The organism is Maricaulis virginensis (genome assembly GCF_027922185.1).
GTDB classification, from domain to species: domain Bacteria; phylum Pseudomonadota; class Alphaproteobacteria; order Caulobacterales; family Maricaulaceae; genus Maricaulis; species Maricaulis virginensis.
Genome location: NZ_BSFE01000002.1, coordinates 390706 through 413242 on the forward strand (window position 1 = coordinate 390706; position 22537 = coordinate 413242).

23 protein-coding genes are annotated in these 22537 nt (G+C 64.6%); 8 read left to right on the forward strand and 15 right to left on the reverse strand.

Features of this window, described 5'->3' with window-relative positions; genetic code table 11:
- Positions 1-88: 88 nt before the first annotated feature.
- A complete protein-coding gene (locus PKE71_RS05355; RefSeq protein WP_271185934.1) occupies positions 89-1528 on the forward strand; it encodes a hypothetical protein in 1440 nt (479 codons plus the stop codon).
- A gap of 82 nt (positions 1529-1610) precedes the next feature.
- Here PKE71_RS05355 and PKE71_RS05360 read toward each other — a convergent pair whose 3' ends face one another.
- Together PKE71_RS05360 and PKE71_RS05365 are read right to left on the reverse strand one after the other, a co-directional pair.
- Complete coding sequence (locus PKE71_RS05360; RefSeq protein ID WP_271185935.1) at positions 1611-4202, reverse strand: phospholipid carrier-dependent glycosyltransferase; 2592 nt, start codon at positions 4200-4202, stop codon at positions 1611-1613.
- Entirely contained in the window at positions 4162-5226 is a 1065-nt protein-coding gene (locus PKE71_RS05365; protein ID WP_271185936.1) for a glycosyltransferase family 2 protein, read from the reverse strand. The genes PKE71_RS05360 and PKE71_RS05365 overlap by 41 nt, the downstream gene beginning before the upstream one ends.
- A gap of 109 nt (positions 5227-5335) precedes the next feature.
- On the opposite strand from PKE71_RS05365, the gene PKE71_RS05370 reads away from it, so the two are divergent.
- Both PKE71_RS05370 and PKE71_RS05375 read left to right on the forward strand, forming a co-directional pair.
- Positions 5336-5680: a DMT family transporter gene (locus PKE71_RS05370; protein WP_271185937.1), complete on the forward strand. Its 345-nt coding sequence runs from the start codon at positions 5336-5338 to the stop codon at positions 5678-5680.
- Positions 5681-5740: 60 nt separating this feature from the next.
- Positions 5741-6502: an RNA methyltransferase gene (locus tag PKE71_RS05375; RefSeq protein ID WP_271185938.1), complete on the forward strand. Its 762-nt coding sequence runs from the start codon at positions 5741-5743 to the stop codon at positions 6500-6502.
- Here PKE71_RS05375 and PKE71_RS05380 read toward each other — a convergent pair.
- Positions 6499-7599: a serine hydrolase domain-containing protein gene (locus PKE71_RS05380; RefSeq protein ID WP_271185939.1), complete on the reverse strand. Its 1101-nt coding sequence runs from the start codon at positions 7597-7599 to the stop codon at positions 6499-6501. The two genes, PKE71_RS05375 and PKE71_RS05380, sit on opposite strands and share 4 nt — an antisense overlap.
- A gap of 255 nt (positions 7600-7854) precedes the next feature.
- Between PKE71_RS05380 and rpsD the strand changes: the two genes are divergently transcribed.
- Positions 7855-8472 carry a 30S ribosomal protein S4 gene (gene rpsD, locus PKE71_RS05385; RefSeq protein ID WP_271185940.1) on the forward strand — a complete coding sequence of 206 codons (618 nt, stop codon included), beginning with the start codon at positions 7855-7857 and terminating at the stop codon, positions 8470-8472.
- Between the two features lie 78 nt (positions 8473-8550).
- Here the strand turns inward: rpsD and PKE71_RS05390 are convergent, their stop codons facing one another.
- The gene (locus PKE71_RS05390) at positions 8551-9762 is read right to left on the reverse strand and encodes a potassium/proton antiporter (RefSeq protein ID WP_271185941.1); all 1212 of its coding nucleotides are present in this window, start codon (positions 9760-9762) and stop codon (positions 8551-8553) included.
- A 276-nt stretch (positions 9763-10038) separates the two neighbouring features.
- On the opposite strand from PKE71_RS05390, the gene PKE71_RS05395 reads away from it, so the two are divergent.
- Positions 10039-10542 carry a hypothetical protein gene (locus tag PKE71_RS05395; protein ID WP_271185942.1) on the forward strand — a complete coding sequence of 168 codons (504 nt, stop codon included), beginning with the start codon at positions 10039-10041 and terminating at the stop codon, positions 10540-10542.
- A 28-nt stretch (positions 10543-10570) separates the two neighbouring features.
- Here the strand turns inward: PKE71_RS05395 and grxD are convergent, their stop codons facing one another.
- From grxD to PKE71_RS05410, 3 genes are read right to left on the reverse strand one after another with little or no spacing between them, the layout of a single operon-like run.
- Positions 10571-10900 (reverse strand): Grx4 family monothiol glutaredoxin, encoded by a 330-nt coding sequence (gene grxD, locus PKE71_RS05400; RefSeq protein ID WP_271185943.1) that lies wholly within the window; start codon positions 10898-10900, stop codon positions 10571-10573.
- Positions 10901-10932: 32 nt separating this feature from the next.
- The gene (locus PKE71_RS05405) at positions 10933-11754 is read right to left on the reverse strand and encodes an aldo/keto reductase (RefSeq protein ID WP_271185944.1); all 822 of its coding nucleotides are present in this window, start codon (positions 11752-11754) and stop codon (positions 10933-10935) included.
- 6 nt (positions 11755-11760) lie between these two features.
- Positions 11761-11997 carry a BolA family protein gene (locus PKE71_RS05410; RefSeq protein ID WP_271185945.1) on the reverse strand — a complete coding sequence of 79 codons (237 nt, stop codon included), beginning with the start codon at positions 11995-11997 and terminating at the stop codon, positions 11761-11763.
- A gap of 121 nt (positions 11998-12118) precedes the next feature.
- Here PKE71_RS05410 and PKE71_RS05415 point away from each other — a divergent pair, with 121 nt between their 5' ends.
- Complete coding sequence (locus PKE71_RS05415) at positions 12119-12628, forward strand: YHS domain-containing (seleno)protein (protein ID WP_271185946.1); 510 nt, start codon at positions 12119-12121, stop codon at positions 12626-12628.
- A gap of 86 nt (positions 12629-12714) precedes the next feature.
- Positions 12715-13659, forward strand: coding sequence for a M20/M25/M40 family metallo-hydrolase (locus PKE71_RS05420; protein ID WP_271185947.1), 945 nt, complete (start codon positions 12715-12717; stop codon positions 13657-13659).
- A 327-nt stretch (positions 13660-13986) separates the two neighbouring features.
- Here PKE71_RS05420 and purL read toward each other — a convergent pair whose 3' ends face one another.
- The 5 genes from purL to purC form a co-directional block, all read right to left on the reverse strand.
- On the reverse strand, positions 13987-16215 hold the full coding sequence (gene purL / locus PKE71_RS05425; RefSeq protein WP_271185948.1) for a phosphoribosylformylglycinamidine synthase subunit PurL: 2229 nt from the start codon (positions 16213-16215) through the stop codon (positions 13987-13989).
- A gap of 1 nt (position 16216) precedes the next feature.
- Positions 16217-16834 carry a hypothetical protein gene (locus PKE71_RS05430; RefSeq protein ID WP_271185949.1) on the reverse strand — a complete coding sequence of 206 codons (618 nt, stop codon included), beginning with the start codon at positions 16832-16834 and terminating at the stop codon, positions 16217-16219.
- Positions 16835-16839: 5 nt separating this feature from the next.
- Positions 16840-17502, reverse strand: coding sequence for a phosphoribosylformylglycinamidine synthase subunit PurQ (gene purQ / locus PKE71_RS05435; RefSeq protein WP_271185950.1), 663 nt, complete (start codon positions 17500-17502; stop codon positions 16840-16842).
- A gap of 15 nt (positions 17503-17517) precedes the next feature.
- Positions 17518-17757: a phosphoribosylformylglycinamidine synthase subunit PurS gene (gene purS / locus PKE71_RS05440; protein WP_271185951.1), complete on the reverse strand. Its 240-nt coding sequence runs from the start codon at positions 17755-17757 to the stop codon at positions 17518-17520.
- 425 nt (positions 17758-18182) lie between these two features.
- The gene (gene purC, locus PKE71_RS05445) at positions 18183-18938 is read right to left on the reverse strand and encodes a phosphoribosylaminoimidazolesuccinocarboxamide synthase (protein ID WP_271185952.1); all 756 of its coding nucleotides are present in this window, start codon (positions 18936-18938) and stop codon (positions 18183-18185) included.
- Positions 18939-19192: 254 nt separating this feature from the next.
- Here purC and PKE71_RS05450 point away from each other — a divergent pair, with 254 nt between their 5' ends.
- Positions 19193-19516 (forward strand): DUF1476 domain-containing protein, encoded by a 324-nt coding sequence (locus PKE71_RS05450; RefSeq protein WP_271185953.1) that lies wholly within the window; start codon positions 19193-19195, stop codon positions 19514-19516.
- 44 nt (positions 19517-19560) lie between these two features.
- Here the strand turns inward: PKE71_RS05450 and PKE71_RS05455 are convergent, their stop codons facing one another.
- The 3 genes from PKE71_RS05455 to purB all read right to left on the reverse strand — a co-directional run bounded on the left by PKE71_RS05455 (position 19561) and on the right by purB (position 22380).
- A complete protein-coding gene (locus PKE71_RS05455) occupies positions 19561-20004 on the reverse strand; it encodes a thioredoxin domain-containing protein (protein ID WP_271185954.1) in 444 nt (147 codons plus the stop codon).
- A 99-nt stretch (positions 20005-20103) separates the two neighbouring features.
- Complete coding sequence (locus tag PKE71_RS05460; RefSeq protein ID WP_271185955.1) at positions 20104-20664, reverse strand: pyridoxamine 5'-phosphate oxidase family protein; 561 nt, start codon at positions 20662-20664, stop codon at positions 20104-20106.
- 414 nt (positions 20665-21078) lie between these two features.
- Complete coding sequence (purB, locus tag PKE71_RS05465; RefSeq protein ID WP_271185956.1) at positions 21079-22380, reverse strand: adenylosuccinate lyase; 1302 nt, start codon at positions 22378-22380, stop codon at positions 21079-21081.
- Positions 22381-22537 lie beyond the last annotated feature (157 nt).

The following is a 22537-nucleotide window of genomic DNA, read 5'->3' on the forward strand; positions in this document are numbered from 1 at the left end:
GCCTGTCCGCGGCCGTAACTTTCGCTCCTGCCACGAACATTGTTAACTGCCATTGGCGCCGGGGGGCGTGTCGGCATGGGGACGTATAATGACAGTCATTCGGATCGGGTTTGCACTGGCGCTCGCCATGATCGCTTCAGCCTGTGACGGGGCGGGCGGTGCGATGATGGACAGCGCGGCCCTGATCGAGGGCACCGGTGTGACCGCAACGGTTTCCGAGCGGGCCGATGGCCGGTTCGACGTCGACTATGTCTTCGCGGCGCCGCAGACCGCCATGATCTTCAGCCGGTCCACGGGCGATTATCGCGTGGGCGCCTGGGAGGTCGCAGGAGAGGGCGCGCGTCTCGAGCGTCTCAACGGTTTCGATACGCTGGTCTTCGACGCGCCCGCATCGCAGGTCTCGCTGGTCGCCGAGCCGCGCTTCGTCAATCCGGAGGGCGATTACAGCCCCTTTGTCGACTTCTCCGACGGCGGCCTCGCCCTGTTCACCGGCCAGTTCGACCTGATGCCTGTGGCAGACGCCGATGCCGCTGCGGCGCTGGAGGGCCGTCTCGATCGCTGGCGCGGCGAACAGCCCGTGCTCGGGGTCCGGGTCCGGTCGGACCGGCGGATGGTATTCGAAGGAGCCGTGCGCGAGGGCGCGATCGAAGACGTGTCGCTCGGCGGGGGAAGCTTCGTCTATCTGGGCGATGGCGAGATCGTTGAAGGGCGCAGCTATATCGGCGTCATCGACCGGGGCCTGCCGGACTGGGTGCTGGCATCCATCGACCGGGACATGGAGGCGATCTTCGCGCTCTACGAAACCCGCTGGCAGCGTCCGCTCGACGAGCGGGCCGTGCTCTACTTCGCCTTTGGCGGCTACGATAATCCGGGTTTTTCCAACAAGGGCGGCGTCTCCGGGTCGGTGATCATGCTGGACACGTCCGGTGAGGCGATGCGCGAAGAATCGCCGCGCCTGCGCAACTATCTCAACTGGTTTTTCGCGCACGAGGTGGCGCACCAGTTCCAGAATGCCAGCGGCGCCCGCAATGGCGACACGGCGGACAGCTGGATCCATGAAGGCGGCGCCAACACGATGGCGAATGCGCTGGTTGCGGGCATGACCGAAGAGCCTGGCGCATATATCGATACCGCCTACGCCCAGGCCTGGACGAATTGCCTTCCTGCCTTGCAGGACGGTCCTCTGCGCGGTGCGGGGGCTCGCGGCTATTTCGGCGCGTATTACGACTGCGGGTCACTGGTCTCATTGATCGCCGCGGCCGGTGCACCGGACGGCGACATCTATGCGATATGGCAGGCGATGCAGTCCGCCGCGCTCGACATGGACGAGCCGGTCAGCGCCGATCTCTTCTTCGCGGCCATGTCGGGCCTGGGGGCGGATGCGGACCTGGTCCGGCCATTGCGCCGGATCGTGATCGAGGGCGTCGTCGACCCGGCCGGCGAACTGCGTGCGGCGATGGCAATGACGCCTTTGTCTCCTGAGTTTGACGAGGCCGGCCAGCTGACCGGCTTCGGCGCGCAGAACTAGAGCAGGATCGTTTCCTGCGGAATCGCCCCTGCCCCAGAATCCTGAGTGGTCGCGTGATCGAACCGGTGAACCGGTTTCCACTTCACCTGATCACGCTCTGGCTGTTGCCCAGCAGGTCAAGATAGGACTGGCGCGTGAAACGCGGCTTGATGCCGGCCTCCAGCTCGCGGATGACAAAGGTGCTGTCCGCGTCGGAGAGCCGGGCCTCCAGCGTGACATTCAGACCCTGAAGGTCAGGCAGAAGCTCTGCCATCCGGACGGTTCCCGGTTGATCGTCGCCGAGGCAGGGGCGTTGCGTGTGCCGCGCGACCAGGGCCCGATCGTCCCTGTATACACCGAATGTCAGGATCAGATTGGCGTCGGCCGGGCAGGTATAGGTGAAGCCGACGCTCGCGGACTCCGCATCGTCCTGCGGAACAGGGAAGGTAATCCGCAAAGTCTCGTCCGCCGCCAGTCCGTCGACAGTCTGCGACTGGTCGACAAGCTGTGCCAGTTCTGGCGTGCTCGCCGCGGAAACCGGGAAGGCGAGGGTGTTATCCAGCATGAACACCTGATGGCCGGGAAAGTCGAACACGGCCCAGCTGTTGGTGCGGAGGACGCGGTAGATATCCGGGTACAGCCAATGGCGCCGCCCCTCCGTCCCGACAACCACCACATCCGGCGCCAGGGTGCGCAGGGCCGTGGTGAAGTGTTCGCTGTTGCGTGCCTGGTGCAGATAGCGCCGGGCATTGATGGTGTACCAGCCATCCTCGAAATTCAGCGCGCCTGACGGGCCGATCGAGGTCGACAGGTACAGGCGCCGCCGGGGCGACGGGCTCAGGCCGTCGAGCATCGCGTTGATCCTGGCTGACGTCGCGGCGAACTCGGCCAGCGTGTCGCGGCTCTTGGGGTGCAGGGCCTGGAAGATATTGTATTCCGCCAGATGATAACTGCCTGTGGGGAGCAATACGATCTGCAGCCCGCAAAGCGCCGTCAGGGCAAGGGCGGTTGCCCGGAATGCGGCGGGGACCGGTGCGGAAACCGCAAGCACGATCCCTGTGGCAACGGCCAGCAGCGCCGGGAAAACGGGCCATAGCAGCCGCAGATCATTCTGCAGGGCGGTCAGGGTGCCGACGGCGGCCAGAAGACCGGCCAGAATGACCAGCCATACCCGCAATCGTTTGACGAGGGCAGCTGCCGCAGCGGGCAGGGCAAGCAGCAGGCCTGCGCCCAGCGATCCGCGCAGGTCGTGGGGCGATATGGATTGGGTGTCGAACACCAGGCGGACAAACATGTCGAGGCTGGCAAAGCCCTCATGCGGGGTCCGGTGCTGGTTCGGCGGGTAGAAGTCCGACTGGAAAATCTGGTTGTAGTACGGAAAGACCGGGTTTCCCGTCAGCAGGAAGGTGGCCAGCACGACCGGCACCACAAGCGCGGTCATCGCGATTGCGGTCGCGGCGGTCAGGGTCGCGATGGACCGGATCGGGCGGCGATGCCGCATGAACAGCGTCGCCACGGCGAGCGCATACAGGAAAACGCTCATCACCCAGGCCGAATTCTTGGAAGCGGCAGCGCCGGCGAGGCACAGGCCGAAACCGAGCAGACAGGGCGCTGCGGCCGCCGTCGTGCGGGACTTCAGCGCGAGAACCAGTGCCGTCATCGCGCCCGTAATGAACATGGCGACGGCATTGTCATAATAGAAATCGCCGGAGAGCTTCAGCAGCACCGGAGTGGTGATCACGATTGCGCCCGCGGCCCAGCCGGCGATGCGGGAGCGGCAAATCGTGTGTGCGATCACGCCAGCGCATGCCGCATAGAGGCTGGCCTGGACACAGTTCAGGGCCCGGGCGCCGCCTTCTCCCGCCATCAGATAGGCCGAGCCGGCGAGGTGCAGCCCGCCCAGCGGCTGCAGCCCCCAGGCGGCGCGCCAGGGGGCCTGGTGCCATTCGCCGTGAACCCGCAAATGTTCGAAATAGCCCTGGTATGCGGCCCGGGCGTCGGGACCGAGCTCAGGCAACAGACTCATCAATGCGAAGGTCAGGAAGCCTGCGATGCCGAGGAGCGCGAATCCGGCCGGCGCACGGTGCACCGAACGGCCGGCGCTGGCAAGGCAGAGCCGGGCGAACCTGCGTCCGTCAGGGCCGAGCGCAGCCCAGGCCAGAGCACCCAGCGCCAGGTATGCGGCAAAATGTGTGTTAGCGGTATTCAGCGGGATCCAGAACGCCGCCCAGAGTGCGCCGCTGACCAGTGCGAGCCCCGCGACGGTACAGACAATCAGCAGGCCGCCTCCGGGACGGGCTTTCGCGCTGCGGGGAAAAAGGCCTGTCGAGATCCGCCAGACAACGGCAAGCCCCAGCAGCGCCGATGCCCCCAGCTGCACGAGCAGTCCGGCAGCCACACCGGGGCCCCAGCTGAACAGCATGAACAGGATGACGGGCAGCCACGCGACCCATTTGCGGGTTCTGTCGAGAAAAGGACGGACAATCAGAACGGACGCGACCGTCGCGAGGGCGGGCAGGAAAAATGTCCAGATACCGCCCACGCCCGGTAGCCAGCGCGCCGAAGACTCCGCTGGCCAGAGGGCAAAAACGGCGACCGCAACGAGAACGACAACGCCGGTGAGCGCTGCCGTCGCGACGGGAATGACAGCCGCTCTAGTCATCAGTCTCGAACTGGCTGGCGGGGCGGCCGACACCGATACCGAGAAGCCAGGAAATCGGCTGCTTGGGTTCCTTGCCGATGTCGTAGTTCAGGAAGCCGACAAGGAATATCGTTGCGAGGATGACGAGAACCTCGATCAGGGCAACGGCGCCGCCCGAGCGGGGGATGCCGGTGAGTGTGCTCTGGGTCCACGCCGACATTGCGCCCAGCGTGCCGAAAACCGCGAATACGAGCCCCAGGAAGAGCAGCACGCTGCCGGGATTGAAGTCGCGGAGCACATACTGGTAGAAGAGCCGCTTGGCGAGCGTGACAACGTGCCGTCCGGCGAACTGGAACAGCTCCGAGCGGACATCGAGGCTGCTTTCCTCGTCGCCGTAGACCGCGTTGTGGGGGATCTCGACGACCTTGGCGCCCAGCGTGTTGATCCGGAACAAGAGATCGGTCTCGAAGAAATACCGCTTTGAGAGCTTTTCCATTGGCAGGCATTCCGCAAGCCGGCGGTCGATTGCGATATAGCCATTTGTCGGATCTGACAGTGAGTAGTACCCGGTGGAGAACCGGCTGATGAAGGTGAGGGCGAGATTCCCGGCTCGCCGGGCGAAAGGCATGGTCTCGGACGCTTCCAGGTAGAAGAACCGGTTGCCCTTCACATAGTCGGCCTGGCCGTTGACAATCGGTGCCGCGAAGTTGCCGGCAAGCGTGGCATCCATCTGTCCGTCGCCGTCGACCTTGACCAGCACATCCGCGCCGCGCGCCATCGCCTCCCGCATGCCGGTCAGCACCGCACCGCCCACGCCCTGGTTCCGGTCGTGACGCACGACCGTTACCCGCGGGTCGGTACAAGTCTGTTCGACAAAGTCGCCGCTTTTCTCGGGGCAGGCGTCATCAACCACGATGATCATCGAGACTTCGCGTCCGACGTCCCCGATAACGCCCAGAATGTGATCGCGAACCCGATAGGCGGGAATGATCACGGCGATGCTCGACGGGGCCGAATCCTCGGCCGAAGGATGACGGTGCGGACCCGGTCCTGTATCGCGATGGAGACTCACGGCCATCCCTTGGTCATTCTCATGCTGGCCAAAGGCGCTATCATGACGTGAAGGGCATTGGAAGTTGTATTGCGGACGGCCGGGGCTCTGCCAGGGTCGGGGCCAGGGGGCAGCCATGAAACTCGCCGTGCTTTTTCTGTTTTCAATCCTGCTTGCGAGCGGGCAGGTGGCGTTCAAGTTTGCCGCGATCGATATCAAGGCGCGGGTCGAGGCAATCGGCGGTCTCTGGGCTTTTGCATCGCTTCCCCTGTTTGCCGCCTTGGTGATCTATGCCGGCGCCACTGCGCTCTGGGTCTGGATCCTGACCGACACACCGCTCTCGCGCGCCTATCCTTTCGCCTTGCTCGGCGCGATTTTTGTGCCGGCGGCCTCGGTTGTCCTGTTCGGCGAGAGCCTGACCTGGTCTTATCCGGTCGGCCTGCTCCTGGTCTGTCTGGGCGTTTATCTGTGCGTGCGCTGAGCGCCTGAGCGGCGTGCAAGCCACTTGATCTGTCGTGCACAACGGGACATGACGCGCACCATGACGGACCTGTACCAGACCGGGCATACAGCCCCCGCCTTCATCCTCCATACGCCCCAGCTGGGCGAGAATATCGGCGCCGCCGCACGCGTGATGGGGAATTTCGGCCTGCCGGAACTCGTCGTGCTCGATCCGCGCGACGGCTGGCCGAACGACAAGGCGATCACGATGTCGGCGGGGTCGCCGGTCCTGGACAATGCCCGCGTGGAATACCGTCTGACCGATGCGACCCACGACTTTACCCGTCTCTACGCCACCACAGCGCGGCCGCGCGGCATGGAGAAGCCGGTTCTCACCGCCCGCCAGGCGGTAGCCGAGATGCGGGCCGCCATCGCCGCCGGTGAACGGGTCGGCGTGATGTTCGGTGGCGAGAAGTCCGGCCTGCCCAATGAGGCGGTGACCATGGCCGACGCGATCATCACCCTGCCGGTCGATCGCAGCTTCTCCTCGCTCAATCTCGCCCAGGCGATCGCCGTGATTGCCTATGAGTGGAAAGCCGAGGAAGCGCCGCCGGCCGAGTTCGAGCCGGTCTCGGACATCGCCAAACGCGAAGACCTGGAGCGCATGTTCGAGCATTTCGAATACGAGCTGGAGAGGGCCGGCTTTTTCTATCCGCCCTCCAAGACGCCGCTCATGGTCCAGAATCTGCGCAATGCCTTCATTCGCGGCCGCTGGACCGAGCAGGAGGTGCGCACCTTCCGCGGTGCCGTGAAAGCGCTGGCTCTGGGCCGCGGCAAGGCGAGGGTGGTGCGGGAGGACTAATCCGCCGTCAGCGCCCCGAGCAGTTCGAAGGCAAAGTCCGGCGCCTCGAATGCCTTGTCATTGCCCTGAACGGCGAGGGTCAGGCCGGAGCGGCTGTCATGGATGACCGACGACCGGTAGCCGCCGAAATCACCGCCATGGGCGATGCGGTAGGCGCCGTCGTCGTGGAAGCGCACATAGATGCCCAGGCCGTAGCCGCGCGTGCCGGCCTCGTCGAACGCATTGATATCCGAGCGCATGATGGCGCCCTCGGCAGCGAAAAATCCACCATCGCCCAGGGCGCGATAGAGCGTGACGAGGTCTCCCGGCGTGGTGACCCAGCCGCCGCCCGTCCACTCATGGTCGAGGTTGGATTTCAGCGTGCCGCGGCGCGCTGTCGCCTGCCGTCCGAACAGGCCGTGCGTATGACCGGCCGCGAGGTTCTCGAACGTCCGGCCCTGCAGCGGCTCGGTGCCCGTCATGCCCAGCGGTTCGATCACAAGGCGCCGGGCCAGATCGTAGAAGGTCTCGCCGGTCGCCGTCTCGATGATCAGGCCGACGAGGATGTAGTCGGTGTCGGAATAGGAAAAGTGCGCGCCCGGTTCGCCTTCCGCCGCATCCCCGGCGACGAAGCCGGCCAGCTCGTCGGGGGAATAGCCGCGATTGCCGCGTATCAGGCCGGCGAGGAAGAAGTCGAGGTCTTCCAGATAGTCCGGCACACCGGCGGAATGGTTGAGCAGCATGCGCAGGGTCAGCGCGTCGGCATTGGCGAGACCGTCCCACCAGTCGCGGTCCGACAGCCAGGTCGAGACCGGCGCGTCGAGGTCGAGCGTGCCTGCTTCGGCGAGCTGGACCGCGACCAGGGCGGTGATCGTCTTTCCGGTGCTGCCGGACAGGAAACGCGTGTCGCTGCCCACGGGAATACCTTCGCGCGGATCGGCGAGGCCTGCGTGCAGGTCGATCCGCGTGCCGTCTGCCCGCCGGATGGTGACGGACAGGCCCGGTACCTGGCCGTCTTCGACGGCGGCGTTCATCCGGGACAGGGCGAGGGGGGCCGGATCGTCAGCGCCGGCTGGTGCGGCGATCAGGCAGAAAACAATCGGTATAATCAGGCGCATAGGGCTGCCTAGAACCGGGGGCGGGCGGGGTCAAGGCAAGGTATCGTGATCAAGGACCCGCAGCGCCGCGGCGATCCAGCCGCCGGCACCGGCAGCGCGCCCATTGACTTCCCTGTCCTGGCAGGTAAAACCCCCGCTTCCCTCGCCGGGGCCAGACCCTGGATCGTTTCACTTCAACGGGACGATGCGTGGACCGCCGTTTTGATCGCGTGCTGATGAGGGAGAGCGCGCCGGGCCGCATCGAATAGAGAGAACATGTCGAAGCGTCATTCGCAGAAATACAAGATTGACCGCCGCATGGGTGAAAACCTGTGGGGCCGTCCGAAGTCTCCGGTCAATTCGCGTTCCTACGGCCCGGGCCAGCACGGTCAGCGCCGCAAGGGCAAGATGTCCGATTTCGGCCTGCAGCTGCGCGCCAAGCAGAAGCTGAAGGGCTATTACGGTTCCATCACCGAGAAGCAGTTCCGCCGCACCTATGACGAGGCTTCGCGCCGCAAGGGCAACACGACGGAAAACCTGATCGGCCTGCTGGAAAGCCGCCTGGACGCGATCGTCTACCGCGCCAAGTTCGTGCCGACCGTCTTCGCTGCGCGTCAGTTCGTGAACCACGGCCACGTCAAGGTGAACGGCGTCAAGACCAACATCCCGTCCTACCGCTGCAAGCCGGGCGACGTGATCGAGGTTCGTGACCGCTCGCGTTCCATGGCCCTGGTGCTGGAAGCCCTGGAAAGCGCCGAGCGCGATATCCCGGACTATATCGACCTGGATCCGAAAGCCATGAAGGCCACCTTCGTGCGCATGCCGGAATTCTCCGAAGTGCCGTATCCGGTGCAGATGGAACCGAACCTGGTCATCGAATTCTACTCCTCGTAAGAGGACGAAATCCGACCTGGAAAACAGGCCGCTCCGGATCTCCGGGGCGGCCTTTTTCCTGGCGTGGAGATTGCCGTGTCAGCCGGCGTCCGGCCCGTTGCGATCCTGCCGGCCGTCCAGGCCGAGCATGTGTGCCGAAACACCGGCCGTCAGCCCGTGCACGAGCAGCGAGATCACCACGATCACGAAGACGAGGTCGAAGAAGACCGGTGTGATCGGTCCGGGGCTGACCACCGGAAAGATCGCCAGGAAGATCGGCACCGATCCCCGCATGCCCATCCAGCCGATATAGGCCTGTTCGCGCCATGGCATGCGTGCCGGCAAAAGGCAGGCGAAGACGGCCAGCGGCCGCGCGATCAGGATAAGCGCGCCTGCGAGGATCAGCCCGCTGGCGGCCACTCCGCCCAGCTCGCTCGGCGTTACCAGCAGGCCGAGCAGTACGAACAGGCAGATCTGCGCAATCCAGGACAGGCCTTCGTGAAAATGGATGGCCCGTTGCGGCGGCTTGGCACCGTGATTGGCGACGACAAGCCCGAAGAGATAGACCGCCAGGAAACCCGATCCGCCGATCAGTCCTGTTCCCGAGAAGGTTGCGAGCCCCGTCGCCAGCAGGAAGGGGGAGGCAAGGCCAGCGGGCAGTCTGAGCCAGCTCAGCAGGCTGGAGGCCAGCCAGCCGCCGGCAAGACCGGTCAGCAATCCCAGGCCGAGCTGGCTGGCGAGAAGAGGCAGTGCGCCTGCAAGGGCGTTCAGCGAGAGCCCGCTGCCGCTGTCGACGATTTCCACCAGGCTGATGGTGAGGAAGATCGCGACCGGGTCGTTGACGCCGGATTCCACGAGCAGGGTCTGGCGTGGCCGCTGGGGCAACCGTATCCCGCCATGGCGCAGTGACATGAAGGTGGCGGCGGCATCCGTGGAGCTGACCACCGCGCCGAACAGCAGGCCTTCCGCCAGCGAGGCACCCAGCAGGAGGCTGTAGGCGAGCCCGACGAAGGTCGCGGTCAGCACCACGCCGGGACCGGCCAGCAGGCCTGCCGGCAGGGCTGCCGCCTTCACGTCCGACCAGCGCGTGTCGAGCCCGCCGGACAAGAGGATCAGGGCCAGGCAGATCGAGCCGGCCGAATAGGTCAGCGCAAAGTCCTCGAACTCGATCCCGCCGGGACCGTCTTCACCCAGCGCCATGCCGATCGCCAGGAAGACAAGCAGGATCGGCGCCCGGAAGCGCGATGAAAGCGGGATCAGCATGATGCTCAGCGCGATGGTGGCGCTGATCAGAAGCAGGATGTGCAGCATAAGGGCGTCAGCAGAGCCGGAAAAGGTCGGAAAAATGGGGCAAATCACACTCTAGCCGGTCGCTGGCTCATTGCCGACTGCCGTTGGGAACAGAGGGTGATGCAATGACAGGCAGACCTGCTACGACTGCGGGCAGTCGGCGAACCTGGTTCGCTTGAGAGGAGCAAGGGGTTGATTCTCGCGACGTAACCGGTTTCATGTGATCTCCGTCACGGTCGCTGGGGGAGTTAGCCGGTCGTGCGGAATTCGTGTCGGGCAACACGGACGGGGGCAAGAGTGAAAGCAGTTTGGGGTGTTTTCGCAGGCGTGGCGGTGATGGCGTCGGCATGTTCGACGACCGGGAGTGCGGGCGATGAGGGGCGTTCCGCATTCCTGCCGTCACTGCCCCCGATGCCCGCCATGCGGGCGCTTCCACGCATCCGCTTTTCCGACATGCGCGTACCCGGTTTCGGCCGGGCGCCGGCGGTCGACCCGTCGCTCGAACCGGTCATGCACTGGCGGGTGATCGACAACGAGATCCTCGTTGTGCATGCCGGCAGCCACGGCTGTACCGCGCGCTCGGATTTCACGGTCGATGTCGGCAGCTATGAGGGCGACGTCTACGCGGTCAGCCTGTCCCGGGATACGCCGGACGGGTGCAGCCGGGAGATGCCCTGGGGCGTGCAGCTGGCGTTTGCGCTCGACGAGCTGGGCGTGCCCGCACAGGGCGAGGTCGTTGTGCTCAATCCGCTGGAAAGCGCCCCGCCAGCACCCGGCCGCCGCGTGGTCGCGGCGCGCTGACGCAGGCTGGCCGGAGCCCTGAAAGGGCTCAGGCCGGTTCGATCAGACCCTTGTCGCGCAGATAGGTCTGCAACTCGCCGGTCTCGAACATTTCCTTGACGATGTCGCAGCCGCCGACGAACTCGCCCTTGATGTAGAGTTGCGGGATGGTCGGCCAGTTCGAGAATTCCTTGATACCCTGGCGGATACCATCGTCCTCGAGCACGTTGACGCTCTCGAAATCGACCTGGAGATGGTCCAGCACACGGGCGACCACCGAGGAAAAGCCGCATTGCGGAAACACCGGCGTGCCCTTCATGAACAGGACGACGTCGTTATTCTCGATCGTGGACTTGATGACGTCCTGGGCAGTGGTCATGGCGGGACTCCCTGTTGGATCTGTCCGTTCAGCTAGGAAGCGGAGGCTCGGGCTTCAAGGGCCGCCAGCCGGGCATTCTCGGCCAGATTGGCGTGGCGTGTTGTCAGGCACACTAGCGCATCTGCCGGTCCGTTTTCGAGCGCCCATTTCAGGCCCAGCTGCGGCGTATTGACCGGCACGACCGGTGCCGTACCCAGAAGACTGCGTCTGGTCTGGCGGGCCCAGTACCAAAGATCGCCGCGCGAGCGGGGCAGACGGCGGCGCGTGGTGCCGGCCATCACCTCGATACCCAGCACACGCAGTCCGGCCGCGCGGGCCCGTTCCAGCCGGGCCGTCTCGATATCGGAAAGCCCGCTGTTCACCGGCGCCATGATCGCCTGGAACGCCCCGGTATCGATGGCGGCGTCGAGCTCGCCGCCGCGCCCGCAAACGCCCAGATAGCGCACCATGCCGCGTTCGCGGAAGGCTTCGAGATGGCGGATCAGCTTGTCGCTCATCTCGGCCGGGGCCGGACCATGCAGCAGCAGGAGATCGACATGATCCATCGACAACCGGTCCAGCGAGGCGCGCAGCGACATTTCCACGGCGCCAGCGGAGAAATCACGGCGCCCGCCCGGACCGATCCCCGCCTTGGTCGCCACGAAGACCTTGTCGCGCGGCACGGTCCGGAGCGCGCGACCGAGACGGCGTTCCGCCTCGCCCTTGCCGTAGGAGGGCGCGGTGTCGAACAGGGTGACCCCCAGGCCGACGGCCCGGTGCACAAGGTCTTCCGTGGCGTGGCGGGGCATGGCCCAGCCTGCGTGCGGGCCGGAGACGCCGAAGCCGAGACGGGAGAAGGCCGGGTCGTCGATCACGCCGGCTCAGCCTGCCGGTACGCGGGTTTCCAGGGCGAGGGCGTGCAGCTCTCCGCCCATCCTGTCGCCGAGTGCGGCATAGACCATCTGGTGCTGGGCGACGCGCAGCTTGCCGCGGAAGCTTTCCGACGTGACCACCGCCTTCCAGTGGTCGTTATCGCCGGCCAGGTCTTCCATCTCGACCTGGGCATCGGGAATGCCGGCCTTGATCAGGGCGACGATATCCTCGGCGGGCATGGGCATGGCGGCTCTCCGGGCGGTGACGGATGTGTGATCCGGCGTGTTGCGTTGTGCCTTTTACCGGACCGGTGTCGGGCGCATATCAGGGGCCAAGCTAATCGCCACGACCGCAAGGGGAAAGACCATGGGCCTGCTGTTGACTGCCAAAACCTGCCTTCGCCTGTCGCTGGGCGCTGCCAATCTCGCGCTGGCGGTCTTCCTGCTGGCCGGCGCGGCCTTTGCCGGCGAGCAATATGTCGACCGGGAGGGCCGCGCCGTCAGCGGTTTCGATGTCGTTTCCTACCACACTGCCGAGACCCCGCAGATGGGTCTGGCCGATATCAGCGCCGCGTATAATGGCGCCGTCTGGCATTTCGCCAGCGAGGCCAATCGCGAGGCCTTCCTGGCCAATCCGCAGCGCTATATCCCGGCCTATGACGGGCATTGCGCCTGGGCGGCCTCGCGCGGCTACAAGGCGCGTACCGATCCGCAGGCTTACCGGATTGTCGAAGGCGTGCTCTACATGAATTACGATGCCGGCATCCAGCGCCGCTGGGAGCGCGACATCGACGGTTTCATCACGCAGGCCGAGGCCAACTGGCCGGAGCTGGAAGCCGAACCGGCCGCCAGCCCGCCGCGCGGCTGGTTCCGGTGATCCGCAGATACTGACCGAAAATTCAGTGTGTTCCCGGCCTGCGCCGTGGCAAGCTCCCCCGGATTGATCAATCCGGGGGAGTTTTCATGCGGTCCATCCTGTTCGGCGCTGCCGTTTCTGTTGCCGTCCTTACCCAGGCCGGGTGTGCCCAGGAGGGCCCGGCGCTCGATCGCGAGCAATTGCTGGAAGACCTGCGCATCCTGGCCGCCGACGACATGGAAGGCCGCGAAGTAGCAACCGAGGGCAATGCCCGGGCCCGCGCCTATATCATCGAGCGGCTTGAGGGGATCGGCGTGGGGCCGGTGAACGGCGATTACGAGCACAGCTTCACCTTCTCCCTGCCGCGCAATCCGGACGACGACATCACCGGTGTGAACATCCTGGCGCAGATCGAGGGGACCTCGGACAGCGAGCGTACCCTCGTCGTCACGGCCCATTACGATCATGAGGGTATGCGCGACGGACAGATCTGGAACGGCGCCGACGACAATGCGTCCGGTGTGGCCTCGGTGCTCGCCATTGCCGCGGACTTTGCCGCCAACCCGCCCGAGCACGACGTGATCTTCGCCTTCGTCGATGCCGAGGAGCGGGGCCTGCAGGGTGCGCGCGCCTTCGTCGCCAATCCGCCCATCCCGGTGGAGAACATCACCTTCAATCTCAACATGGACATGGTGGCGATGTCGCAGGACCGCATCCTGTGGGCCGTCGGCACCTATCACTATCCCTTCCTCGTCCCGATGGTCGAAGAGGTCGCCGCGCGCGCCGATGTGTCGATGCCGATGGGCTATGACGAGCCGACCGAGGAGCCGGGCGGTGACTGGACGCTGCTGACGGATTCAGGTGCCTTCCACGTCGCCGGCATCCCCTTCATCTATCTCGGCGTCGACTTCCACCCGCACTACCACCAGCCGACCGACACCTATGAGAACATGACGCTGGACTTCTTCCAGGACGCCTCCGCCGCCATCCTTGACTTCGCCCGGGAGGCGGATGAGAGGCTGGACGAAATCGGCGAAGCCGCGGGGCGGTAGGCTCTTTTTCCGCTTCTCCCCTTGTAAGGAGAGTAGGCGCTACCCCCTAAACACCATTCCGCTTTTCCCGGCTGAAAGCCCGGCGAAGGCCGGGCGGAGTGCCGGGACCAACGGGAAACTCGTCGCTTGAAACGATCTTCGGTCGGTCCCGGATCTGCAGCCTGCCTTCGCAGGCTTGCGTCCGGGAGAAACTGAAGAGGTTGTAGTGAATACTTCCGTTTTCCCCGAATTTATTCCGGGGTCTGGTGGCGTTTCAGGCGCAGGCTCCTCCAGGCCCCGGCACAAGGCCGGGGAAAGTGGAGGGGGAGTGCGCGGCGAAGCGGCGGACTATTCCGCCGCTTCGACCAGCTGGTCCATCAGGCCGGGCATCCAGCCTTCCCAGGCCGCACGCAGGCGGTCGAGTTCGAGCGGGTGGGCGCCGTTGACGCTGATCGCAGTGCCGCCGGCGAGGCCGACCACCTGAACCGGAATCTCGTCCGCCTTGGCATCCTGCAGGATGGCGATGGCGTCTTCCTTCCGGGCGGCGATCAGATAGCGCGACTGGTCCTCACCGAAGAGGAAGCCGTGCATCGGCGGGTTGGCCCCCTCATGGGCCAGCTTGATGCCGCAATCCGAGGCCAGGGCCATATCGGCCGCGGCACAGGCGAGGCCGCCGTCGGAAACATCGTGACAGGCCGTCAGGCGGCCGGTGCGGATCTGGCCGCGCACGAAATCGCCATTGGCCTTCTCCGCGTCCAGATCGACATGCGGTGCGTCGCCGTCTTCGCGGTCCTCGATGACCTTGAGATAGACCGAAGCGCCCATCACGCCCTGGGTCTCGCCGACCACGAGCAGGATATCGCCATCCTTCATGCCGCCGAAACCGGCCCGCTTGTCGATATCCGGGATCAGGCCGACACCGCCGATCGCCGGGGTCGGCGGAATAGCAGCTCCATTGGTCTCGTTGTAGAGGCTGACATTGCCCGACACGACCGGGAAGCCGAGCGTGGCGCAGGCCATCGCCATGCCGTCGATACAGCCGACGAACTGGCCCATGATCTCCTCGCGCTCGGGATTGCCGAAATTCAGGCAGTCGGTGATCGCGATCGGGTCGGCGCCGGTGGCGGTCAGATTGCGCCAGGCTTCGGCCACGGCCTGCTTGCCGCCCTCGAACGGGTGGGCGTAGCAATAGCGCGGCGTGCAGTCGGTGGTGATGGCCAGCGCCTTGCTGGTGCCGTGCACGCGGACGATGGCCGCGTCGGACGGATCCTCGGAGGAGGCCGCCGTATCCGCCATCACGTGGCGGTCATACTGTTTCCAGATCCAGGATTTGGAGGCCATGTCCGGCGAGGACATCAGCTTCAGCAGCACCTCGCCCATATGATCGGGCTGGGCGATGTCCTTGGCGTGGATCTGGGCGCGCACTTCCGGTGCGAAATAGGGGCGCTCGTACTTCGGCGCATCGTCGGCCAGCGGCGCCACCGGGATGTCGCACACGGTCTCGCCCTTGTGGGTCAGCACCATGCGGCCGGTATCGGTCGTCTCGCCGATCACGGCGACATCGAGTTCCCATTTGCGGAAGATCTCGTGGGCAACGTCCTCGCGGCCCGGCTTCATGATGACCAGCATGCGTTCCTGGCTTTCCGAGAGCATCATCTCGTAGGCCGTCATGTTGGCTTCGCGCTGGGGCACCTTGTCCATGTCCAGATGGATGCCGATCCCGCCCTTGTCGGCCATCTCGACCGAGGAGGAAGTGAGGCCGGCAGCGCCCATGTCCTGGATGGCGGCGATGGCGTCGGTCGCCATCAGCTCCAGGCAAGCCTCGATCAGCTTTTTCTCGACGAAGGGATCGCCGACCTGGACGGTGGGACGCTTCTCCTCGGAGGCATCGTCGAACTCGGCCGAAGCCATGGTGGCACCGTGGATGCCGTCGCGGCCGGTCTTGGAGCCGACATAGACGATCGGCTGGCCCGGCTCGGCGCCGCGGGCGTAGAAGATCTTGTCCGCATCGGCCAGGCCCACCGCCATCGCGTTGACCAGGATATTGCCGTTATAGCCGGCGTGGAAATTCGTCTCGCCGCCGACGGTCGGCACGCCGACGCAATTGCCGTAGCCGCCGATGCCGGCGACCACGCCGGAAACCAGCTGGCGCGTCTTGGGATGGTCCGGCGCGCCAAAGCGCAGCGCATTCATCAGCGCCACCGGACGTGCGCCCATGGTGAAGACGTCGCGCAGGATGCCGCCCACACCCGTCGCCGCACCCTGATAGGGCTCGATGAAGGAGGGGTGATTGTGGCTTTCCATCTTGAAGATGGCGGCCTGACCGTCGCCGATATCGATCACGCCGGCATTCTCGCCCGGGCCCTGGATCACCTTCTCGCCATCCGTCGGCAGCCGGCCCAGATGGGCGCGCGAGGACTTGTAGGAACAGTGTTCCGACCACATGACCGAGAAAATGCCCAGTTCCACGAGGTTGGGCGCCCGGCCCAGACGGTCGAGGATGATGGCGTATTCTTCGTCATTGATGCCGTGCTCGGCGACGATCTCGGCGGTGATGCCTTCAGCGTATTGGGTCATGTTAGTCAGCCACCACGATTTCTACCTTTGCCCCGTCGGGAAGGTCTTTGGTTTGGTTGTAAATTTGTGCCGCAGCGCCAAAGCCATCGGCTATTGAAACTGCCCGCAAATTGGACGTTTTGTAGTCTCCGCCCAGGAAGAAGGGGCGGCACGGAAACAGGCGGCTACCGACCGGGAGCCCACCATGCTCCTTCTGCCATGCTTCGACCAGCGGCCACCCTGTGAAGAGGGCAAAATCCTCGATCAGGATGCGGGCCCAGTCAGTGACTGAACGCCCCATGGGGTCGATTTTCCCCGTGCCATAGTCGAGATGCCCGAACTCGTCATCCCGGTAGATGAAAGGCATTCCGTAGGCATCAAAGGCAAAGATGACGCTATCGGTGGCTTGCTCGAACAGGCTGAGATCGCTGGCCAACTTTTCAGACAAGCCCAAATTTGGGTGTGAGCTATTGTCATACGGAAGGACATGTAGCGCAGAAAACCCAGCCCAAAAACCATTGCGTCGTTCGAGTATCGGGCGAATGGGGGCATAGCGCTCGGGAAGTCTTCCGACTTCCTCCAAAGGCCGACCGATGGCAGAGCTTGAGTGCTCAAGAAGTTTATCAAGAGCGTCTGCCATCGCTCCTACGCGCTCCCGAGCAGGCTCTCGAACAGTTTCAGCCCGTCCGTGCCGCCATGCTTTTCGTCCACGGCGCGTTCCGGGTGGGGCATCATGCCCATGACATTACCCTGCTCATTGGTGATGCCGGCGATGTCGCGCTTGGAGCCGTTCGGGTTCCTGCCGTAGCGGAAGATCACCTGGCCCTCGCCCTCGATCCGGTCGAGCGTCTCGTCATCGGCGAAGTAATTGCCGTCATGGTGCGCGATCGGCACGATCAGCTCGGCACCGCCCTCATAGTGCGAAGTGAAGCGGGTATTGGCATTCTCCACCTTCAGCTTCGCCTTCTCGCAGACGAATTTCAGGCCGGCATTGCGCATCAGCGCGCCGGGCAGGAGGCCGCTTTCGGTGAGGATCTGGAAGCCGTTGCACACGCCCAGAACCGGCGCGCCGGTGGCCGCGTGGGCCACAATGGCCGGCATGATCGCCGAGCGCGAGGCCATGGCGCCGCAGCGCAGATAGTCGCCATAGGAAAAACCGCCCGGCACCATCACGAAATCGGTGCCCTCGGGCAGTTCGCTTTCCTGGTGCCAGACCATGGCGGGAGCGTGGCCCGTGACTTTCGCGATCGCATCATGGGCGTCGCGGTCGCAGTTCGAGCCGGGGAAGACGATGACGGCGGATTTCATCTCGGCCGGACCCCGCTATTCCAGCTCGATCGAGTAGCTCTCGATCACCGGGTTGGAGAGGAGTTTGGCGCACATTTCCTCGACCCGGGTGCGGGCCTTTTCGGCATCGTCGCCGGTCAGGTCCAGCTCGATCAGCTTGCCCTGGCGGGCCTCGACGACCTCGTCATAGCCCATATTGTGCAGCGCGCCGGCGACGGCGGCTCCCTGGGGATCAAGGACGCCGGGTTTCAGATAGACGTGGATTTTCGCTTTCACGGGCTCGACTCGCTTTTCAAGGCCTGAAATTCGCGCCCTCAATAAAGCGACATGGCCTTGGGCGCAATTGATAGCCCCGTGTGATTCAGCAGGGCAGGGATGCGGGGGCATGGCTGCGAGTGTCTGCAAGGAGATTTTTCGCGAAATCGCGCCCGCCCTGTCCTGTGGAAATCGGAGTACGATGTGGGCGCGTCCCGTGCCCTGAGGATGATTGCGAGCGAGGCTTGTTGTTCCAAACCTCACCAAACCGTCATTCCGGCGAAAGCCGGAACCCAGGCGGGCGGTCGGCCTGGATCCTGACTGAAGCCTGCGCCCGCGAAAGCGGGTGTCAGGATGACGGAGAGAGCGGCGAAGAAAAACGAGCAACAAAAAAAGGCGCCGCCCGCAAGCAGCGCCTTGTCTTGTCGCCGGGACAGAGCACGCGCCTATTTCTGGCTTTCGCCGCTGCCCTGGCCGTGTTCCTTCATGATGCCCAGGCGGCGGGCCACGTCGGCATAGGCCTCGGTGACATTGCCCAGATCGCGGCGGAACCGGTCCTTGTCCATCTTTTCGTTGGTTTCCATGTCCCACAGGCGGCAGCTGTCCGGGCTGATCTCGTCGGCCAGCACGGTGCGCACCATGTCGCCTTCGTAGAGGCGGCCGAATTCCAGCTTGAAGTCGACGAGGCGGATACCGGCGGCGGAGAACATGCCGGACAGGAAGTCGTTCACCCGCAGCGTCATCGCCATCATGTCGTCGATCTCCTGGGTCGAGGCCCAGTTGAACGCCGTGATGTGCTCTTCGGACACCATCGGATCGCCCAGCTCGTCCTTCTTGTAGTAGAATTCGACGATGGAGCGGGGCAGCTGGTCGCCTTCCGGCACGCCCAGGCGCTGGCTGATCGAACCGGCGGCGACATTGCGGCAGACCACTTCCAGCGGAATGATCTCGACCTGGCGCACCAGTTGCTCGCGCATGTTCAGACGCTTGATGAAATGGGTCGGAATGCCGATCCGGCCGAGCCCGAGCATGATATACTCGGAAATCCGGTTGTTCAGCACGCCCTTGCCCTCGAGCGTGGCCTTCTTCTGGTTGTTGAAGGCGGTGGCGTCGTCCTTGAAATACTGCACGATCGTGCCCGGTTCGGGGCCTTCATACAGGATCTTGGCCTTGCCTTCGTAGATCATCTTGCGGCGGGACATGGGCGGACGCTCCATTGGCGGTCAGCCCCGGCAGCCGGGGCAGTCGACCCGAAAAGAGAGACGCGGCCCGAATCGAGAACCGGACCGCGCATCGAAGGGGGGAAAATATCCGCGTGCGCGTCCCTCTGCAACGTCTTGCCGCGGTGCGGTAGGATTGTTTTGAGATCGCCGCAGCCTTGTGCGCGGTGAAGATTGATTTAGACCCCTTGCCGAGCTAGTCACTCGGGCAAATGGACATCCTCAAGGAGAGACCCATGTCGGGCATCAACGATCGCGAAAAAGGCTTCGAAAACAAGTTCGCGCACGACCAGGAACTCGAATTCAAGGCGGCCGCCCGCCGCAACAAGCTCCTGGGCCTGTGGGCTGCCGAGCTGATGGGCCTCGATGGCGAAGCCGCAGCCGAATACGCCAAGTCGGTCATTGTCGCCGATTTCGAGGAAGCGGGCGATGACGACGTCTTCCGCAAGGTGCGCGGCGATCTCGATGCCCGCAATGTCGACCTGTCCGACCACCTGCTGCGCAAGCAGATGGACGATCTCCTCGCCACCGCCCGCCAGCAGATCCAGGCCGAAGGCTAGGGGCGGGATCGATCACGCGCCTCGCCCGTGACGGGGGAGGCGCGTCAGCCCTCGACGCTTTCCAGCCGCTCCACAACGACCAGCCAGCGCTCCAGGGCCTCGCGGATGCGGGCGCGGTCATAATCCATCGTGACGATCTCGAAGACCTGCCCGGTCTCGCGATCCATCAGCACAAGAAAGCCGGTGCGTCCGGCCAGCTCGTCATAGAGCGGTGCAATACCTTCCGCCTCGGCAAGATCGCGCAGACCGTCGCGCTCGCCCCAGGTGAAGTTGAACCGCACCCAGCCGACCGGTTCGCCCGCCATCGCCTCGCGTACATCCTCGACCCGCGGTTCCAGCACGCGGCAGGCGCCGCACCAGGACGAGCGGAACATGGCGGCGACCAGTCGCGGCTCCTGCGCCGGCGCCGCCTCGTCCCAGGCGGCCCGCACGAAATTGGGTCCAAGAAACAGGGCCAGTCCGGCCAGCACGGCAGCAATCAGTCGCATATCGGTCTTCCTGAGAGGTTTTAACCCTTTAGCGCTGGCCGCGTTCGCCGTCACTGCACGACGGCATCACACCGGCGTCACCTGGCGCGGCCGGGGGTGTCATTCCGCTGCATCCGGCTTTACGAGTCCCGGCAGGCCGTCAATCGACTCGGCATTGCCGGTATAGCGGCGTTCGCGCCAGACCTCGTCGGTACGGTGCTCGTTATAGCGGATCAGCTGGTCGCGCTCGCCCTTGAAGTCATAGAAGGGCACGCCCCAGCCGCAGCTGTCGGCGATGCGGTGGATCTTCGCCGTGATGATCGCGCGCACCTTGGGAAACTCCGGGAAGAGGGCCTTCTTCTCCGCAAAGCCCGGATCGTCGAAACAGGTTGCTTCGCCCGTGCCATAGAGCCGCAATATGTTCGCCGCGCCCTCGAAGGCGCAGAACATGAAGGTGATCCGCCCGTTCTGGCGCAGATGCGCAATCGTCTCCACACCCGACCCGCCCAGATCGAGAAAAGCCACCTCGTTCGGCCCCAGGATGCGGAAACTGTCATAGCCCTTCGGCGAGACATTCACATGCCCCTCATCGCCCGACGGTGCCGTCGCCACAAAGAACATCTTCTGCTTCTCGATGAAGGCCGTGAGGCGATCGTCGATGGAGTCGTAGAGCTTGGACATGGGGGGAATTTAGGGGGCGCGCTGCGGCGTGCAACCTACAAATGGGCCGCCGGGCGTGCTTGGTCTTGTTGTCAGAACTCACACGGGCGTCACCCTGACGAAGGTCAGGGCCCAGTTCACAGGGCCGGGTCGAGCCAAGCCTGGCACCAGCTCGCTCTATAATCTGGGTCCTGACCTTCGTCAGGATGACGGGGGGTGGGGTGGTGACCCTGCGGAGCCTGGGACAGCCGCAATCTTGCTGAACCCCGGCTTCAATCACCGTCACCCTGTCGGCAAGAGCGGCGGGCACGTTCCGTGCCCTGAAAACCCATTGTTCGCTTGCGGATACGGCTGACTGGCTGGCATGCGCCCTATGGAGGATTGCGAGCAGGGCTCGCACTTCCAGGTCTGCCTCAGTCGCAGCGCGAAAGCGCCCTACTCCCCGAACACGCGCCGGAAGATCGTGTCCACATGCTTCATGTGGTAGGCCTCGTCGAAACAGGCCTCGATCTGCTCGTTGCTCAGAAGCGCGGTGACCTCGGCGTCGGCCTTGAGATGGTCGACCAGCATGCCGCCTTCATCCCAGGTCTTCATGCCGTTGCGCTGGACGAGGCGATAGCTCACCTCGCGCGACGCGCCGGCCTGGGTCAGGGCCAGCAGGACGCGCTGGGAATTGTGGATGCCGCCATAGGCGTTGAGGTTTTCCGCGCAGCGGTCGGCATGGACGATGAGCTTCTCGATCATGCCGGCGGTGCGGTGCAGGGCGAAATCCAGATGCACATTGGCGTCCGGACCGATGCCGCGCTCCACGGAGGAGTGGGAGATGTCCCGCTCGTGCCACAGCGCCACATTCTCCATCGCCGGCACCACGGCCGAACGCACCAGGCGCGCCTGGCCGGTCAGGTTTTCCGTCAGGATCGGATTGCGTTTGTGCGGCATGGCCGACGAGCCCTTCTGGCCCGGCGAGAAATATTCCTGCGCCTCGCGCACTTCGGAGCGCTGGAGGTGGCGCACCTCGATGGCGATATTCTCGATCGCCGAGGCGATCAGGCCCAGCACAGCGAAATAATTGGCGTGACGGTCGCGCGGGATGACCTGGGTGGAGATCGGTTCCACCGTCAGGCCCATCTGTTCGGCGACATGTTCTTCCACCGCCGGATCGACATTCGCGAACGTGCCGATGGCGCCGGAAATGGCGCAGGTGGCGATCTCGTCGCGCGCCCGCACCAGGCGTTCGCGATTGCGGGCAAACTCGGCATAGAAGCGCGCGAATTTCAGGCCCATCGTCGTCGGCTCGGCATGGATGCCGTGCGAGCGGCCGATGCAGGCGGTGTATTTGTGCTCTTCCGCGCGTGCCTTCAGCGCCGCCAGCACGCGGTCCATGCCCTCCAGCAAGAGGTCGGCAGACTGTTTCAGCTGCACGGCGAGACAGGTGTCCAGCACGTCCGAAGAGGTCAGGCCCTGGTGGACGAACCGGCTCTCCTCGCCGACATGCTCGGCCAGATGGGTGAGGAAGGCGATGACGTCATGCTTCACCTCGGCCTCGATCTCGTTGATCCGGTCGACGTCGAACTCGACATCCTTGGCTTTCCAGACCGCCTCGACCGCCGATTGCGGCACCACGCCCAGCTCCGCCAGCTTCTCCGTCGCATGCGCCTCGATCAGATACCAGATCCTGTACTTGTTCTGGTCGGCCCAGATGGCGGCCATTTCCGGACGGGTATAGCGGGGGATCATCGGCGGTGCTCCGGGCTGAGCATTTTCAGCAAAAGTGGGAACCGGTTTTGCGGTTCGAAAATGCGATCACGAAAGACTCGAACGCCGGAATTCCGGCGTTCATGCAGGAGAAGCGCGGGGGATGCTCTGAAAGAGCGGGAAGGTCAAGTGGCGCGCT